Genomic DNA, 17,131 nt, shown 5'->3' on the forward strand with positions numbered 1-17,131 from the left:
TGCTATCGCAGGAGGCCCCTACTGACATTGCGGCTTGCCGCTTTCACCGACTGAGCATCCGCGCTCCGATGTTCGCTCGATGTTCGCGGGATGGAATTTGGTTGGCAGACCCGGAACAGCCCAGATCAGGTGCCCGATGAGCATCGTTCGCCGGCCAATAAAAAATGTTCGAAATTAATTACCGGCGAGGGGTATTAACATTGATGTCATCGTATTGGTCCCGATTCGGGCGGGCTGCCGCGAGCGCCAGATATGTCCGAAATAAGGTCAGTTAGCGGCCCGGCTTTCCCTCGACGACCGCGACAACGATCGATCGACGAATCTATCGGTGTGTAGATAGACACTCCTAGCTACCGTGCTCTATGGTGCAACGCAGCGACGCAACGTGTCGGCGGGGGCGCCAGAGATACATTGCGGTCTCAGACCCGACCCGTTCCATCACTGAATGAGAATGCACGCATCCGCATGATTCGGAGCGCCGGCGTGACACGCGAGAGTGCATGAAGCCCATAGGCAGCAGAGAGGCACTTCTTGGCGCGCTGTCGATCACCGGTCGACCATCAAAGGAATTCGTGCCGCATCATCCCGGAAAGCCATTAATACATCGACGGCGACTTTGTCGCGTCAAAATTATGACATCGCGCGAGGGGCGCTCATGATCACATCTCGGCCGGCCGTGGGAGTGGATCCTCCCGGTGCGCGGCGCAATGAATGGATTCTGGTGGTGTTCACCGGCACCACGAACAGCGCCGACGCGGTCGCCAGAATTGCCCTCCCGCTACTCGCCGCGCAGATCAGCCGATCGCCGATAACGGTCACCGCGGTGGCGGCTCTGATGAGCCTGCCCTGGCTGGTGGCCGCTCTGCACATCGGCGTCGTCGTCGACCGGATGGACCGGCGGACGCTGATGATGGGCGCCGAGACCGCGCGGCTGCTCGCGATCGGCGTCGTGCTGGTGAGCCTGCTGGCCGGCGGGCCCGCGCTGCCCCTCATCTACCTGGCCGCGCTGGTGCTCGGCCTGGCCGACGTGGTCGCGGGCATCGCGGGAGTGTCCATCGTGCCGTCCGCCGTGCCGCGGCACCGATGGGAGACCGCCAACTCGCGCATCACCGCCCTGGAGTACCTCTTCAACGGGTTCGTCGGGCAACCGATCGGTGGCTTCCTGGTGGCCATCGGCTTCGTGCTGGCGCTGAGCGTCAGCGGGATCGCCTACGCCGTCGGGGCGGCCCTGCTGCTGTTGCTGATCGGAAACTTCAAGGTGGCCGCCCCGGAGACCGCACGCCGGTCGGTCAACGCCGACATCCGGGAGGGTGTCAGCTTCCTCTGGAGTCACCGGCTGTTGCGGACGATGGCGCTGCTCATCGCCATCATGGCCGGTTGCTGGGCGGCCTGGCTGGCGCTGATCCCGGTCTACGCCGTCGGCGGCCCGCTGGGGCTGGACGAGCGGCAGTACGGCTTCATGCTCACCTGTCTCGGCGCGGGCGGCATCATCGGTACCACCGTCGTCGGCCGGGTCAACCGCTGGATCGGACGGCGCTGGTCCATGTTCACCGACATCATCGGCGCGTTCGCGCTCGTCGCCACGCCGGCCCTGCTGCCCGCCCAGCCGAGCAGCGCCTGGCCGATCGGGGCCGCGGCGTTCGTCGCCGGCGTCGGCGGCACCATGTGGACGGTCAACTCCCGCTTCATCACGCAGTCCCTCGTGCCGGCCGACATGCTGGGCCGGTACAGCGCCGCCAGCCGCCTGGTCGCCTGGGGCATGACGCCGATCGCCGCGATGCTCGCCGGAGTCCTGGCACAGGCGTTCTCCTACCGGGTGGCCTTCGGGACGTTCGCGGTGCTGTGCGCCCTGCTGATCTACCCCTTCTTCAAAGTGCTGACCCCGGCGCAGATGGCCGAGGTCGACGCCGTCACCGCCGCCGCGGCCTCCCCCGCGGCCGAGCAGCCCGCCGACGACGAGGACGACCTGCCGGAGCCGGCGGACTCGGCGGGGTCTCGATGAGCGTGGAGAACGGCACCCTGTTCGCGTCGTTCGCCGCCTCGGCCGAGCGGAATGCCGGCGAACCGGCGCTGCGCGTGGCCGGACATCAACTCACCTACGCGCAGCTGTTGGAGCAGGTCGAACGACTGGCCGGTCGGATCGTCGAGCGGCACGGCTCCCGGCCCCGGGTGGTCGGCCTGTGCGCGTCGCGCAGCCTCGCCGCGTACGTCGGTTACCTGGCCGCCCTGCGACTGTCCGCGACCGTCGTCCCGCTCGGCACCCAGCTGCCGGCCGAACGGATCCGGAGCATCTGCGCCGCCGCCGGCGCCGACCTGCTCATCGCCGATGACGATCCGGCGGTGGCGATACAGGCGGTCGGTGCGGACCGGGTGCTGCACCTGCCGGACACCGCGGATCGCCGGTGGTACGAGGAGCCGGCGCCGCGCTGGGACGAGCCCTGCGCCGCCGCCCCGGACGCCGTCGCGTACACACTGTTCACCTCGGGATCGACCGGCGCGCCCAAGGGCGTGCCGATCCGTCACCGCAACCTCACCGCGTACCTGGCGTCCTGCATCGACACCTACCAGGTCGGCCCGGGCAGCCGGCTGTCACAGACCTTCGAGCTGACCTTCGACCCGTCGGTGTTCGACATGTTCGTCGCCTGGCTCTCCGGCGCCCTGCTGGTGGTGGCCGCACCGGGTGACACCCTCGCGCCGGTCCGCTACGTCCGCGACCACGAGATCACGCACTGGTTCTCGGTGCCCTCGGTCATCTCGCTCGCCCGGCGGCTCCGGCAGCTGCGCCCGGGCAGCCTGCCCACGCTGCGGTACAGCCTCTTCGCCGGGGAACAGCTCACCCTGGCCCAGGCCCGGGCCTGGGCCGAGGCCGCGCCCGGCAGCATCCTGGAGAACCTGTACGGGCCGACCGAACTCACCGTGACCTGCACCCGCTACCGCCTGCCGGCCGATCCGGCCCGGTGGCCGCGGACCAGCAACGACACCGTCCCGATCGGCCGGATCTACCCACATCTGGAAGGGGTCCTGCTGGGCCCGGACGGCGTCGCCGGCGACGACGGCGAACTGTGTGTCCGCGGGCCGCAGCGCTTCGACGGCTATCTCGACGGCGGCCAGAACGCCCGGCGGTTCGTGTCCTACGACGGGCGGCCGGCCACCGAGACCGAGCCGGTCCGGCACGCCTGGTACCGGACCGGCGACCGGGTGCGTCTCGAGGACGGCGAGCTGGTCCACCTCGGGCGGCTCGACGATCAGGTGAAGATCCATGGCTACCGGGTCGAGCTCGGCGAGATCGAGTCGGTGCTGCGCCGGCACTCCCCGGTGGAGGACGTCGTGGTGCTGGCGCTGCCGGACCCGGCGGGAATCGCCCTGCACGCGGTGTACACCGGTGACGCGGTGGACGAGGCGGTGCTGGCGGCCGCGGTGGCCCGGCACCTGCCGCCGTACATGGCACCCGAGCGCTATCACCGCGTCCAGCACTTTCCCCTCAACGGAAACGGAAAGATCGACCGCGGGCGGCTGGCGGCCGGCATACACCCTCCGCAAGAGATCTCGGTCCAACACACGCCAGCGAGGTGAGCACCAGAATGCCGGCCCCACCCCGTCTCCGATTTCGCCTGCTGGGACCGGTGGAGTTCCACGACGGTACGCAGTGGCTGGGAATCGGCTCGGCCAAGCAACGCGCGTTGCTGGCCATGCTGCTGCTCAAAGTCAATCAGGCGGTGTCCCTGGAACAGCTCATGAGCGAGCTCTGGGACGACAACCCCCCGGTGTCCGCGAGCGGCCTGGTCGCGGGTTACGCCTACCGGCTGCGCCGGGCCCTCGACGACCGCGGCGGCCGGATCCTCACGACCCGCAGTCCGGGCTACCGTCTGGTGGTCTCGGGCGAGACGATCGACATCGGCGAGTGCGAGCGGCTGCTCCGGCGGGCGCACGCCGACGTCGCCGCCGGGCTGCCGGCGTCCGGCATCGAGCGTTTCGACGAGGCGCTGGCGCTCTGGCGCGGCCTGCCGCTGGCCGACGTCCGGCCGACGCCGATGATCATGGCGGAGATCGCGCGCCTGGAGGAGACCCGGATCTCCGCGCTCGAGGCGCGGATCGGCGCGGAGTTGCAGCTGGGCCGGCACACCATGCTCCTGCCGGAGCTCAAGGTGCTGGTGAGCCAGCATCCGTTGCGGGAACGGCTGCACGCCCACCTGATGACCGCGCTGTACCAGGACGGTCAGCAGGCGGTGGCCCTCGGCGCCTACCGGGATCTGCGCAAGCTGCTGGTCGACGAACTCGGCATCGAGCCGAGCCAGCTGCTGCAGACCCTCGAGCAGCGCATCCTGCGCAACGACCCGTCGCTACGCGCGCCCGAGCCGGGAATCCGGCTCGCCGCGACACCGCGGCCGCAACCGTCCTTCCCCGCCGACCCGGCGGTCCTTCGCGGGCGGGACGAACACCTGGAGCAGCTGGTCACCGCGGTCCGAGGGGGCCGGATCGGCGTGGTGCAGGGCCTGTCCGGGGCGGGTAAGACCGCGCTGGCCGTCCACGCCGCCCATCGGCTCGCCGCCGACTATCCGGACGGGCTCGTCTTCGTGCCGATGGGCGGCGTGCAGGAGCCGCCGGGCTACGCCCGGGTGGCGCAGGCGGTGACCCAGGCGCTCGGATCGGCGCCGCCCCCGGGCGAGGATCCCCCGGCTGACCTGTCGACGATCTTGGCCGGACGACGGATGCTGATCGTCCTCGACGACGTGGCCGCTCCCGCGGAGGTGCAGCGGCTGGAGCCACTCCCCCCGGGCATCGGAATGATCATCACGGCCCGGTCCGGCGTCACCGGTCTGGACCGTGTCACGCGGGTGCACGTCGGGGCCCTCGCGCCGGCGGACGCGCTCGAGGTGATCCGCTTCTACCTCGGCACGGAACGGTTGGACGCCGATCCGGCGGCGGCGTGGACGCTGGTCCAGCGGTGCGACGCGCTTCCCCTCGCGGTGCGGGTCGCGGCGGCCCGCCTGGCCTCCCGGCCGAACTGGCCGATCGCGGCGTATGTCGCGCGGCTCGCCGACCCGGCCGTACGGCTCGACGCGCTGGTCTGCGAGTCGATGTCGGTCCGTGAATGTCTCGCCGACGCGGTCCGGCAACTGACCGGGTGGGGCGACGGCGAGGCGTTACGCGCGCTCCGCCAGCTCGCCTGGCTGAACCGGTCCCCGGTCACCGTGGCCGACCTGGCCGCCCTGCTGGACCGATCGCCGGCCGCCGCGGAGAGGTGCGCGGAGCGGCTGGTCGACTGTGGTCTCGCCGAGGCCCTGCCGGACGGCCGGTATCACGTCCTCGAACTGGTCCGCGTCTACGCGCGCGAGCTGGACCGCGACATGGCGCGCAAAGCGTCCCCGAGTTCCGACCGTGGTGCCGCGGCCGACCACGCTGACCCGCGGCGCGTGGTCAAGCCGCTGCGATCGCCTCGATCTCGATGATCCAGGACGGGTCGAAGATTCCGGTGACGATCACCGTCAGGGCCGGCCGGTGGCCGTCCAGCGCCTCGTTGCGGACCTTCGTGTTGACCGCGGCGTGCTTGCGGTCGGCGAGAAAGGTGGTGACCTTCATCAGATTGCGGACTGTCATGCCGGCCTCGGCGAGGACCGCCTCGATGTTCGTCCAGACCAACCGGCACTGGTCCTCCGGGTCGGCCGGAACACTTCCGTCCGGAGTCTGCGGGATCTGTCCACTGATAAACAGCAGTCGCTGAGCCCCCTCCACCGAGACCGCGTTGTGGTAGCCGCCGCTGGCCTCCGGCACGCTCGAAGGGTCGATGGGAGTCACACTGAGCGTCGTGACCATGGGATCTCCTTCATGCGCACCGTTTATCGAATCGCCACCTTAATGCATCATCCGGACGTAAAACGCCATCCGACGTACTGCCGGTCCGGCGGCGTGACAGCCGTCAGGCCGTCATCGAGCCGGGGCTCGGCGCCAGGTCGTGGGCGAGATCAGCGGGACCGGGTCGGGGCGTTCGGCAGTGGTGGTCAGGTCGATGCGGCGGCCCTCGGCGGCGGAGCGGAGCAGGGACGTCATGGCGTCCAGCACGTGCAGGGCCAGGGCGCCACTCGCCCGGGGCGCCGGAGACGTGAGCATGTCGAGCAGACCGATGCCGCGGCCCGCGCCGGCGTACCCGGCGGAGGGTTCCAGGGTCTGCCAGTCGGTGGCGCCGAGGGCGAAGAGACGGACGTCGCCGTCGAACCGGTTGGGGTCGGGGACCTCGATGGTGCCGGTCTCGCCGTGGACCTCGATCGGGGCGGCGGTGGTACGGACCGCGTCGAAGCTGGTCGTGACGGTGGAGAGGGCGCCGTTCGCGTGGTGCAGGACACCGGTGACGTGGGTGTCGACCGAGACCGGGATCCGCTCCCCCGCCCGCGGGCCGGTGCCGACGACGCGCCAGGTGCGCTGCCGGGAGGCGGCGCCGGTGACGGCGGTGACCGGTCCGAGCAGGTGGACCAGGGCGGTCAGGTAGTAGGGGCCCATGTCGAGCAGCGGTCCGCCCCCGGGCAGGTAGTAGAAGTCGGGATGGTGGTGCCAGCGTTCGTGGCCCGGTGTCGCCATCACCGCGACGGCCGACAGCGGGCGGCCGATGATCCCGCTGTCGATGGCGGCGCGGGCGGTCTGCACGCCGGTGCCGAGCACCGTGTCGGGGGCGCACCCGATCTCGACGCCGCGTTCCCCGGCCTGGTCGATCAGAGTGCGGGCGGTGGTCATGTCGGAGGTGAGCGGCTTCTCGCCGTACACCCGCCGGCCGTTCCTGATCGCCGCCAGGCCGACCTCGGCGTGCGCGGCCGGGACGGTGAGGTTGAGGATCGTCGCGATCGAGTCGTCCCGCAGCAGGTCGTCGGGCGGCAGGGCGCGGCAGCCGGGGATGCCGGCGGCGACCGACGCCGCGCGGGCGGCGTCGAGGTCGGCGACCGCCCCGATGGTCACCGCGGGATGGTCGCGCAGCGTCTCCAGGTAGGCGCCGGAGATCCACCCGGTGCCTACGATGCCGATGCGGTGCGGCTCGCCCACAACATGCCCCTTTCGATGACGGTACGCACGGACGGGTTCGCGAGAACGTCGAGACTGTGACCGGGGGTACTGACGGCGATCCGGCCGGCGCCCCACTGCCGGGTCCAGACGGCGGGTGAGGTGATCGGCCGGTGCCACGGGTGCCAGGTCCGGACCGGATGGGTGGTGGTGGCCAGCACGTCGATGAGGTCGTCGTGCAGCACCCAGTACTGCTCGGTGGTAAGGGTGAAATCGGTCAGGCCGGCGGTGATCGGGTGCTCACGGCCGAGCGGGGTGATCTCGATGGTGTGGGTCAGGAAGTTGTCGGTCTCGTCCTGGACACGGCAGGCCGGCTCCTTGCCGGGGTGGGTGGCGAACTGGGCACCGACCAGTTGCAGGTAGTCCGACGAGGAACGGAACGAGTCGGCGATGCCGCCGTGCCAGCCGGTGAACCCGGTGCCGGCCGCCACCGCCTCCCGGAGCCCGGCCACCTCGTCGCGCCCGATGGACGACATGGTCACGCATTGCACGATCAGATCGGTCTCGGTCATGACCGCCGGGTCGCCGTAGACCGCCGTCGAATCGGAGACGCGGACGTCGAAACCGTTGCGGGCCAGGAACGGCAGGAAGAGATCCGTGGCCTCGACCGGACGGTGACCGTCCCAGCCGCCGCGGACAACCAGAGCGTTAGCCATCACCAACGCCTATCGAACCGCGCCCCACCGCGACAACCCCGTTGGTCAACATTCCGAGTTCCGGGCACCGGATCTCGATCGTATCGCCGGGGCGGGCCGTGAAATCGGCGCCGGGCACCACGCCGGTGCCGGTCAGCAGCACCACGCCGGCCGGGAAGCTCAGCGCCCGGAACAGCCAGCCGGCGAGGTCGGCGAAGCTGCGGGCCATCGCCGAGGTGGAGGTCGTCGCGGCGTACGCCTCACGGCCGTCACGCAGCACCCGCAGTCCGATGTCGAACGGGCCGGGACCGGCCGCCCAGCTCGGCACGATCGCCGGCCCGATCGCGCAGGACCGATCGTAGATCTTGGCCTGGGGCAGGTAGAGCGGGTTCTCGCCCTCGATCGACCGGCTGCTCATGTCGTTGCCGAGGGTGTAGCCGAACACGTCACCGGCCGCGTTGAGCACCAGGCCGACCTCGGCCTCGGGCACGTCCCAGCCGGAGTCGGCGCGGATCCCGACCAGGTCGCGGTCGCCGACGACGCGCCAGGGGCTGGCCTTGAAGAAGATCTCCGGGCGGTCGCTGTCGTAGACGTGGTCGTAGAGCGAGCCGTGCCCGGACTCCTCCCGGCGCCCGTCGCGGCTGCGCAGGTAGGTGACCCCGGCCGCCCACACCTCCTGCCGGTCGATCGGTGGCAGGGCGGGTCCGGGCCGGTCGCCGCGGGCGGTCCGGGCGGCGGCCTCGACCGTGGCCCGGGCCCGGTCGAGCGACCCGGCGAGCAGGTCGGCGAGAGTGCCGCCGAGCTCGGCCCATTCGCCGTCCTGGCACACTGTCCAGCGTGACCCGGCGCCGGCGCGCAGGTGGTGAAGGGAGATCGGCATGTGACCCTCCGTTAACCTGTTGTCGAGATCGAAAGGACTTATCGACGTGGCCCGTGTGGTACCGGCGGTCATCCGCGCGCTCGACATCCTCGAACTGTTCCTGGACCGGCCGGAGCTGTCGGCCCGCGAGGTGACCGAGCGGCTCGACCTGCCCCGGACCACCGTCCACGAGCTGCTGGTCACGCTGGTGGAGCGGGCGTACCTGATCGCCGTCCCGGGCCAGCCGGTGCGGTACCGGCTCGGCATGCCGTTGTTCCAGCTCGGTTCGGCGTTCGCCGGGCGGCTCGATCTGGTCCGCGAGGCGCAGGGCGTCGCGCGGGACGTGGCGGCCGCCTGTGACGAGGCGGTCCATGTGGCCGTGCTGGACGGCGCCGACGTCATCTATCTCGTCAAAGTGGACAGCACGCACCCGGTCCGGATGGTCTCCGCGGTCGGGGGCCGGCTGCCCGCACACTGCACGGCGGTCGGCAAGATCCTGCTGGCCGGACTCGACCGGCCGGGGCTGGAGACCGTCCTGGCGAAGAGTCCCCTGGCGGGCATGACACCGGCCAGCATCACCGACCCGGACCGGCTGCGGGCGCATCTCGAGCAGGTCCGCGCCGAGGGTGTCGCGGCGGACGTCGGTGAGTCCGACACCGCCATGCGCTGTGTCGCCGCGGCGGTCCGGAACCACTCCGGCGCGGTCATCGCCGCGATGAGCGTGTCGGCTCCGATCATCCGCTGGACCCCGCAGTCGCCGGAGAAGTGGACCGAGTTGGTGCGCGACGGCGCGGCCACGCTCTCCGCCCGCATGGGGTACCGCGCCACATCGCGGTAATCGGCAATCGCCCCGAAACATTGACACCCCTCTTGGGTCTGTCTTAGCGTCGCGTCCACCTGGCACGGTATATCGAACCACGTTCGAAATCTCGAACAAAGGGGTGAGCGGCCATGGAGAACGCGATGTGGTCCCGGCGCGGCTTTCTGGGGATGGGCGTGGGAGTGCTCGGCGCGGCCGGCCTGGCCGCGTGCGGCGACGGCTCCGAGTCACCGCCCAAGGCCCAGGCGGAGGTGCCGAAGGAGCTGCTCGACGCCGCCGCGGCGCTGAAGGGCTCCACCATGGGCATGCTGTCGCAGAAGCTGTACTCGACGGCGGCCAACGAGGCGCTGGACGCCTCGATCAGGAAATTCGCCGAGAGCACCGGGACGAAGATCGAGAACAGCCTGGTCCAGGCCGACGCGGGCGACGTGGTCGCCAAGATCGACGCCGAGGTCAAGGGCGGCGTGGCCCGCGACCTGGCGTTCATGACCGACTCGCGGTTCGTCGCACAGTTCCAGGCGCTGGGTGACCTGGAGGACGTGACGGACGTCGTCACGGCTCTGACCGCGAAGTACGGCGAGCCCTGCGCCGAGGCCAAGAACTTCTGCGTCTTCGACGGCAAGTGGTACGCGATCCCGTACCACTTCATCGGCATCGGATCCTTCCTGCGCAAGGACTGGATGCAGGAGAAGGGGATCACGCCCAAGGACGTCTACAGCTGGGAGGAGGTACGCGACGTCTGCCTGGAGATCTCCGACCCGGGCAAACGGCGCTTCGGCTGGGGCATGACCGTCAACCGCTCCGGGGACGGCAACGGCACGATCGAAGCGCTGATCAACTCCTACGGCGGGGCGATCGCCTCCAACGACGGCCGCAAGGTCACCTTCGACTCCCCGGAGACGGTGCAGGCGGTCACCTTCCTCGGCGACATCTACACCAACCCCAAATACAAGCCGATGCTGCCACCCGGCGTGGACAGCTGGACCGACACCAGCAACAACGAGAACTGGCTCGCCGGCGTGCTGGGCTACACCCGCAACAGCTTCAGCGTCTACGCCGACTCCAAGACCAAGAAGAATCCGGTGTACGGCAACACGCACGTCTTCTCCGACTGCATCGGCCCGGCCACCGACAAGTCGCTGCTGCTCGGCCAGTCCCAGGGTTTCGTGGTGTTCAAGGGAGCCAGGAACGGCGCTCTCGCCCGCCTCCTGGCGCAATACCTGATCACCGCGCCCGCCCTGGTCGGGGTGGCCGTCCAGGCGCCCGGCCTGGCGATGCCCGCCTGGGAGAAGGTCTGGGACGCCGACCCGTTCTTCGGCAGCGGCGACCCGGCGTTCCCGATGCTGCGCACCATGTCCCAGCAGCCGCTGCCGCTGAAGACCAAGAACGGCCTGTCCTTCCCGCAGAAGGCCAGCGCCGGACAGCAGGCCGTCGTCGCGGCCTACGTCCTCACCGACATGATGCAGCAGGTCGTGCAGGGTGCGGCGCCCGCGCAGGCGGTCAAGGACGCCCACGCCAAGATGGTGCAGATCTTCTCCCAGCAGGGGCTGCCGCAGTGAGGTCGCTCCGCACGGCTCCGGCCCCGGCGGTGAAGGCGACGTCGCCACCGGGGCCCGGTTCCCTCACTGGAACCCAGCGGCGGCTGGGCCGCGACTGGCGGCTCGCGGCCCTGTTCCTGGCCCCCACCGCCGTGCTCGTCGGCGCGCTCGTGCTGGTGCCGATCGTCCAGTCGTTCATCACCAGCACCACCGAACGGCACGGGGCCGACAGCGTGTTCGTCGGCCTGGACAACTACCGCTCGCTCGCCGGTGACCAGCAGTTCCGTACCGGCGTGGTGAACTCGTTCGTCTTCACCGCGTACGCCGAGGTGTTCAAGGTGATGCTGGGCCTGGCCGCGGCCCTGCTCCTGCACCGGCTGCGCCGCGGGCGCGCCCTGCTGACCGGACTGCTGCTGGTGCCGTGGGTGGTCCCGACGGTGGTCACCGCGTTCAGCTGGCGGTCCCTGCTCGACCCGATCTTCGGCAGCGTCAACGCCCTGCTCACCGGCTCCGGCATCGTCCCGCTGCTGGCGAGCCTGCACCTGGTCGACAGCTGGCCGGCCGGCTGGTTGTCCGACCCGGCGCTGGCCATGCCGTCGGTGATCCTGGTCAACGTGTGGAAGGGGGTGCCGTTCTTCACCGTCTGCTTCCTCGCCGGGCTGAAGGCCATCCCCGCCGAGCACTACGAGGCCGCCACCATCGACGGCGCGACGCCCTGGCAGCGGTTCCGGCACGTCACGCTGCCCGGACTGCGCCACGTGATCACCGTGACGGTGACCCTGTCGTCGATCTGGACGTTCAACAACTTCGACCTCGTCTGGCTGCTGACCCAGGGCGGCCCGGGTGACGTGACCGCCCCGTACGTGCTGGTCGCCTACACCAAGGCGATCCTGCAGCTGCAGTACGGCGCGGGCGCGGCCGTCACCCTGGTCATGCTGCCGATCATCGCCGGCCTGGTGTTCGTCCTGGTCCGGCTGCTGCGGCAGGACTCCGGCAACCGGCGTCCACGGTGGACCGGGCCGACCCGTACAGCATTCGGCTGGGTCGTCACCGCCGGGGTCACCGCCCTGCTGTTCCTGGCCTCGCCGGAGATCTTCTGGAAAGTGGCGGTGGTCCTCGGGATCCTCCTGCTGATCGTGGCCGGGATCGGCCGGGTGCTCTCGGCGCTGGACCACCGGGGCGGGCGCCGGGCGTCCGCGGCGGTGTCCCGGGCCGGCACCGGGGTCGCGCTGGCCGGCCTGCTCGCCTTCGTGCTCGGCCCGATGTACTGGATCGCGGTCACCGCGTTCAAATCGGAGAGCCAGGTCGTCATGCGCGACAACGACCTGTGGCCGACGCCGTGGACCCTGGACCAGTTCGGCGCCCTGTTCACCAGCCAGCCGTTCGGCCGCTGGTACCTCAACACCCTGATGGTGTCGGCGGCGTCCACCACGGTGGCCCTGCTCTGCGCCGCCCTGGCCGGGTACGCGCTGGCCCGGCTGCGGTTCCGCGGGGCGCAGGGCTTCACCGTCACGGTGCTGCTCACCTACGTGATGCCCGGTGCGCTGCTGTTCATCCCGCTCTACCAGTTGCTCATCGAGGCCCGGCTCACCGACTCGCTGTGGTCGCTGGTGCTGACCTACCCGACGTTCACGCTGCCGTTCGCCACCTGGCTGCTGACCGGCTACTTCGCGTCGATCCCGGTCGACCTGGAGGAGGCGGCCCTGGTCGACGGAAGCACCCGGATCCAGGCGTTCCGCCGGGTGGTGCTGCCGCTGGCCAGACCGGGCCTGCTGGCGGTCGCGCTGTTCACCCTGACCAACGCCTGGAACGAGTTCCTCTTCGCCTTCGTGTTCATCACCAAGGACGAGTACAAGACGCTGCCCGTCGGGATGCAGTCGATGATCGCCGGTGACGTCGTGCCGCAGGGACAGCTCGCCGCCGCGTCACTGCTGGTCAGCATTCCCGTCGTGGTCATGTACGCGTTCGGGCAGCGCTTCCTCACCGAGGGGCTCACCGCGGGCGCGGTGAAAGGATGAGATCAGAGACCGGGATTCCAGTACGGCGTACGCAGTCCCGTGACACCGACGCTGGCGCTGAACAGCCGGCCCGACAACGGATGGGCCGCCACGTCGGTGAGGGAGAGGTGCTGGGTGGCCGTGGTGATCACCAGAACGTCCAGTCCCGGCCCGGCGAACGCGACGCTGGAGGTGTGCGGGGCGTCGACCTCGACCACCGCGAGCAGCTCACCGGCGGGCGACCGGCACTCGACGCGGCCCCCGCCCCAGACGGCCAGCCACAGGTTGCCGTCGGCGTCCACACACATGCCGTCCGGGTATCCGTCGTCGACGGTGAACAGCACGGACCGGGCGCCCGCCGGGTAGTCCCGCACATGGATGGTCCTGGTGAGCGTGTCCACGCTGTAGAACCGGTCACCGGACGGGCTCCAGGCCAGCCCGTTGGAGAGGGTCAGGTCGTCGTCGACGATCGTGCAGCCGCCGTTCTCGAAGCGGACCAGCACCTCCCGGTCACCGCCGAGACTGCCGACCAGGAACCGGCCGGACGGGTCGACCGCGCCGTCGTTCAGCCGGCTCGGCGATCCCGGCGGCAGCACCCGTGCCAGGTGCGTACGCCCGCCGCCGGCATGCACCCGGGTGAGCGTCTCCCGCTCGGCCACCAGCAGGTCGCCGTTCTCCGCGACCGCGACGGCGCCCACGCTCTGCTCGAAGGACCAGGTACGGGTAGGTTCGACACGGTCACCGAGCCGGCCCTCGTGCACGTCGCCCGCCATGATGTCGACCCACAGCAGGCGCTGCCGGGCGGCGTCCCAGACCGGCCCCTCGCCGAGGAAGTAGCCGGTGCCGGTGGCCGGGCGGGCGGTGTGTCGTGTAGTCATCGCATCTCCATTGCCCCATTGTCGAATCATCCACGTCAATGACAGCGTCAGAATCCCGGAGGTGGGCGATGCATCCGCGACGCAGTGCGCAGTGGTACGCCGGTGACGACCGGAACAGCTACATCCACCGCGCCTGGATGCGACGGGGCCTGCCGGCCGACGCCTTCGACGGGCGCCCGCACATCGCCATCGCCAACACCGCCTCCGACCTGACCCCGTGCAACGCCCACCTCGACGAGGTCGCCCGCAGCGTCGCCGACGGCATCCACCGGGCCGGCGGCGTCCCGCTGAACCTGCCCGTCGTGTCGATCGGCGAGACCCAGGTCCGGCCGACCGCGATGCTGTGGCGCAACATGGCCGCGATGGCGATCGAGGAGATGCTGCGCGCCAACCCCATCGACGGCGTCGTCCTGCTCGGCGGCTGCGACAAGACCATCCCCGCGCTGCTGATGGGCGCCGCCTCGGTCGACCTGCCGGCCGTGGTGATGCCCGGCGGCCCGATGCTGACCGGCACCTTCCGCGGCGTGCCGCTCGGCTGCGGCACCGACGTGTGGAAACTGTCGGAGGAGGTGCGCGCGGGCACGCTCAGCGCGGCCGAGTTCCAGCGCTCCGAGTCGTCGATGATCCGCAGCCGGGGCCACTGCAACACGATGGGCACCGCCTCCACCATGGGCCTGCTCGCCGAGGTGCTGGGCATGACCCTGCCCGGGGTGGCCGGCACCCCGGCCCCGGACAGCCGCCTGCTGGAGGCCGCCCACACGACCGGTGTCCTCGCCGTCGAACTGGTCGACGCGGACCGCCGCCCCAGCGCGGTGATGACCCGCGGCTCGTTCCTCAACGCGATCGTCGCGCTCGCCGCCCTGGGCGGCTCCACCAACGCCGTCGTGCACCTGCTCGCCATCGCCGGCCGGCTCGGCGTGCCGCTGTCCCAGGACGACTTCGACACCACCGGCTCCGGGGTGCCGCTGCTGGTCGACCTGCTGCCGGCCGGCCGATTCCTGATGGACGACCTCTACCGCGCCGGCGGCCTGCACGCCGTCCTCGCCGAGGTCCGTGACCTGCTGGATCCGGCCGCGATCACGGTCACGGGCCGGCCGCTGGCCGACCACCTCGGCGACGCCCGCGTCTACGACCGGGAGGTGATCCGGCCGCGGGCCGAGCCGCTGCGGCCGCACGCCGGGATCGCGGTCCTCTACGGCAACCTGGCGCCGGACGGGGCGGTCGTCAAGCCGGCCGCCGCGTCCCCGCACCTGCTGCGGCACCGGGGACCGGCCGTGGTCTTCGACTCCGTCGAGGACCTGCACGCCCGGCTCGACGACCCGGATCTGGACGTCACCGCCGACTCGGTGCTGGTACTGCGCGGCTGCGGGCCCAAGGGCTATCCGGGCATGCCGGAGGTGTCCAACATGCCGTTGCCGGCGAAACTTCTCGAGCAGGGGGTACGCGACATGGTGCGCGTCTGCGACGGGCGGATGTCGGGTACGGCGTACGGCACCGTGGTCCTGCACGTCGCTCCCGAGGCCGCGGCCGGCGGGCCGCTCGCCAGGGTCCGCACCGGCGACATGATCGTCCTCGACGTCGCGAACCGGCGCCTCGACGCCGACGTCCCCGAGCAGGAGTGGGCCGCCCGCGAGCCGTCGCCGGAGGCGGCGAAGGCCTACGCCGCGCCGGCGCGCGGCTGGGAGCGCCTCTACGTCGAGACCGTCGGCCAGGCCGACACCGGAGCCGACTGCGACTTCCTGCGCGGCTCCAGCGGCGACCGCGTCTCCCGCGAATCCCACTGAGTTCCGGAACGCCGCGGGCGCCTACACCCGCTGGCACAACCAGCACGTCGAACCCGAACCGGATACGCCACGAAGTCCAAGATTTGCCACCCGGATTACCCCTTTAAAGCCGCATAAAGAGTGACTAGCCTCGGCCTCTCCCAACCGAAGGGCTAGACATGCTGAAGACTCTCGGACGCGTCGCCGCCGCGCTGGCCACCGCCGCCGCCGCGACCGCGCTGATCCCCGCCGGCGCCGCTCAGGCCTCGACCTGCAGCACCAAGTACTGCGGCGGCGTCGTGACCAACAAGCTCAAGCACGGCGTCTACGTGACCAACTGCTGGCCGTCGACCAACCTGACCGCCTACACCGGTTCGGTGATCAAGTGCGGGGACAACGGGAACAAGGCCGCCACCTGGAACTCCGGGGCCTACCACTCGTACTTCTACCTGACCACCGGGGACACCACCGCGAACTACAAGTACTACTACGACACCGACGGTTTCCGGGTCGAGCCGGGCTGCACCGTCACCTACAACGACGGCTTCGGCAACTACACGGTCAGCGCCCGCGGCTACAGCACGCCGGTCTGGTTCAAGCTCGCCGGCAAGACCCACGCCACCCTCAACGTCGAGGTCTGCTGACCTGCCGCGGGGCCGTCTCACGGCGGCCCCGCGAGCTCACGAACGGGCGGTCCGCGGCGCGGCCGCCACGCCGCCCACCCGGGTCAGGACCAGGCGACCAGGACGTCACACGCGGAGGAACGGATCCGTCAGATGCGAGGTGGCCAGCCACGCGCCGCGCAAGCGCGCCTGATCGAGAAGGGCGAGGCGGGCAGCGCGGGCGGCCTCCGGGTTGTCATCCAGGAGGTAGGCCACCCGCGGTGCGACCAGTTGCAGCGCGTTCAGAACGGCATCGCCCGAGAACACGATCGCGTCGTCGCCGGATTCCAGCAGCGCTGAGGTATGACCGGGCGTATGACCCGGTGTCGGAACCGTGGTGATTCCCGGGCCGAGCCGCACCTTCCCCTCGATCAGGTCGAGCTGCCCGGTCGCCGCCAAGGGCGCCAGGATCTCGTCACGAACCCGCGGGTTCAGCTTTCCCACAGCATCGTGGTCGGCCTTGGGAACCACATACCGGGCGTTGGGAAAACAGGGCCGGCCGTTCACCACCGACCAACCGACATGGTCGGAATGCAGGTGCGTGAGCAGCACCGTGTCCACGTCCGAGGGAGCAACTCCCAGCAGTTTCAGGTTCTCCGGCATCCGCCCGGGTGTCGGCGCCCACTCGGCCGCGGGCGCGTTCGCGTCACCGATCCCGGCGTCGATGAGGATGGCACCGCCCGCGCGGGGACGTATGAGGAACGCGTGAAAGTGCAACCGCCAGCGACCGTCCGGGGGAAAGGACTCCGGGTCGAGTGCCACGGCCGCGGCGAGCTCGGTGGCGCCGGCGTCCGGAAAGGCCGACGAGAGCGGCTCGAAGAACGTACCGACTCCGTCGCAGAGAGCATGCACGGTGAACGTGCCGACGTTCCGAGTTCGCCCGCTGTCCGCGCCGACGCCCGCTGGTGCTGAGCGACGCATGATGCCAGGTC

General features: G+C 70.5%; 14 protein-coding genes. 8 read left to right on the forward strand and 6 right to left on the reverse strand.

The genetic code is table 11. From position 1 onward, the window contains the following. Positions 1 to 655 precede the first annotated feature (655 nt). The 3 genes from CHC09_RS37660 to CHC09_RS37670 are packed head-to-tail and all read left to right on the forward strand — an operon-like array spanning position 656 to position 5,450. Entirely contained in the window at positions 656 to 2,002 is a 1,347-nt protein-coding gene (locus CHC09_RS37660; protein ID WP_089298056.1) for an MFS transporter, read from the forward strand. Beyond that, the gene (locus CHC09_RS37665) at positions 1,999 to 3,573 is read left to right on the forward strand and encodes an amino acid adenylation domain-containing protein (protein WP_089298057.1); all 1,575 of its coding nucleotides are present in this window, start codon (positions 1,999 to 2,001) and stop codon (positions 3,571 to 3,573) included. Before CHC09_RS37660 ends, CHC09_RS37665 begins: the two co-directional genes overlap by 4 nt. Positions 3,574 to 3,623: 50 nt before the next feature. Next, positions 3,624 to 5,450, forward strand: coding sequence for a BTAD domain-containing putative transcriptional regulator (locus CHC09_RS37670; RefSeq protein WP_239138795.1), 1,827 nt, complete (start codon positions 3,624 to 3,626; stop codon positions 5,448 to 5,450). On the opposite strand, the gene CHC09_RS37675 is transcribed toward CHC09_RS37670, so the two are convergent. From CHC09_RS37675 to CHC09_RS37690, 4 genes are all read right to left on the reverse strand, one after another. Next, positions 5,419 to 5,814 (reverse strand): RidA family protein, encoded by a 396-nt coding sequence (locus CHC09_RS37675; protein WP_089298059.1) that lies wholly within the window; start codon positions 5,812 to 5,814, stop codon positions 5,419 to 5,421. The two genes, CHC09_RS37670 and CHC09_RS37675, sit on opposite strands and share 32 nt — an antisense overlap. A 111-nt stretch (positions 5,815 to 5,925) precedes the next feature. Further along, positions 5,926 to 7,029 (reverse strand): Gfo/Idh/MocA family protein, encoded by a 1,104-nt coding sequence (locus tag CHC09_RS37680; protein ID WP_089298060.1) that lies wholly within the window; start codon positions 7,027 to 7,029, stop codon positions 5,926 to 5,928. Then, a complete protein-coding gene (locus CHC09_RS37685) occupies positions 6,999 to 7,703 on the reverse strand; it encodes a ThuA domain-containing protein (protein WP_089298061.1) in 705 nt (234 codons plus the stop codon). Before CHC09_RS37685 ends, CHC09_RS37680 begins: the two co-directional genes overlap by 31 nt. Continuing rightward, complete coding sequence (locus CHC09_RS37690) at positions 7,696 to 8,562, reverse strand: fumarylacetoacetate hydrolase family protein (protein ID WP_089298062.1); 867 nt, start codon at positions 8,560 to 8,562, stop codon at positions 7,696 to 7,698. The genes CHC09_RS37685 and CHC09_RS37690 overlap by 8 nt, the downstream gene beginning before the upstream one ends. 46 nt (positions 8,563 to 8,608) lie before the next feature. On the opposite strand from CHC09_RS37690, the gene CHC09_RS37695 reads away from it, so the two are divergent. From CHC09_RS37695 to CHC09_RS37705, 3 genes are all read left to right on the forward strand, one after another. Beyond that, positions 8,609 to 9,379: an IclR family transcriptional regulator gene (locus CHC09_RS37695; RefSeq protein ID WP_089298063.1), complete on the forward strand. Its 771-nt coding sequence runs from the start codon at positions 8,609 to 8,611 to the stop codon at positions 9,377 to 9,379. Between the two features lie 113 nt (positions 9,380 to 9,492). Continuing rightward, positions 9,493 to 10,920 (forward strand): extracellular solute-binding protein, encoded by a 1,428-nt coding sequence (locus CHC09_RS37700; protein ID WP_089298064.1) that lies wholly within the window; start codon positions 9,493 to 9,495, stop codon positions 10,918 to 10,920. Continuing rightward, complete coding sequence (locus CHC09_RS37705) at positions 10,917 to 12,917, forward strand: ABC transporter permease (protein ID WP_089298065.1); 2,001 nt, start codon at positions 10,917 to 10,919, stop codon at positions 12,915 to 12,917. The genes CHC09_RS37700 and CHC09_RS37705 overlap by 4 nt, the downstream gene beginning before the upstream one ends. A gap of 2 nt (positions 12,918 to 12,919) precedes the next feature. Here the strand turns inward: CHC09_RS37705 and CHC09_RS37710 are convergent, their stop codons facing one another. After that, the gene (locus CHC09_RS37710; RefSeq protein ID WP_089298066.1) at positions 12,920 to 13,774 is read right to left on the reverse strand and encodes an SMP-30/gluconolactonase/LRE family protein; all 855 of its coding nucleotides are present in this window, start codon (positions 13,772 to 13,774) and stop codon (positions 12,920 to 12,922) included. A gap of 68 nt (positions 13,775 to 13,842) precedes the next feature. Here CHC09_RS37710 and CHC09_RS37715 point away from each other — a divergent pair, with 68 nt between their 5' ends. After that, a complete protein-coding gene (locus CHC09_RS37715) occupies positions 13,843 to 15,558 on the forward strand; it encodes an IlvD/Edd family dehydratase (protein ID WP_089298067.1) in 1,716 nt (571 codons plus the stop codon). A 158-nt stretch (positions 15,559 to 15,716) separates the two neighbouring features. Beyond that, positions 15,717 to 16,181 (forward strand): hypothetical protein, encoded by a 465-nt coding sequence (locus tag CHC09_RS37720; RefSeq protein WP_089298068.1) that lies wholly within the window; start codon positions 15,717 to 15,719, stop codon positions 16,179 to 16,181. A gap of 105 nt (positions 16,182 to 16,286) precedes the next feature. Here the strand turns inward: CHC09_RS37720 and CHC09_RS37725 are convergent, their stop codons facing one another. Next, the gene (locus CHC09_RS37725; RefSeq protein ID WP_203833368.1) at positions 16,287 to 16,961 is read right to left on the reverse strand and encodes an MBL fold metallo-hydrolase; all 675 of its coding nucleotides are present in this window, start codon (positions 16,959 to 16,961) and stop codon (positions 16,287 to 16,289) included. Between the last annotated feature and the right edge of the window lie 170 nt (positions 16,962 to 17,131).

The organism is Actinoplanes regularis, from assembly GCF_900188005.1.
Classification (GTDB): domain Bacteria; phylum Actinomycetota; class Actinomycetes; order Mycobacteriales; family Micromonosporaceae; genus Actinoplanes; species Actinoplanes regularis.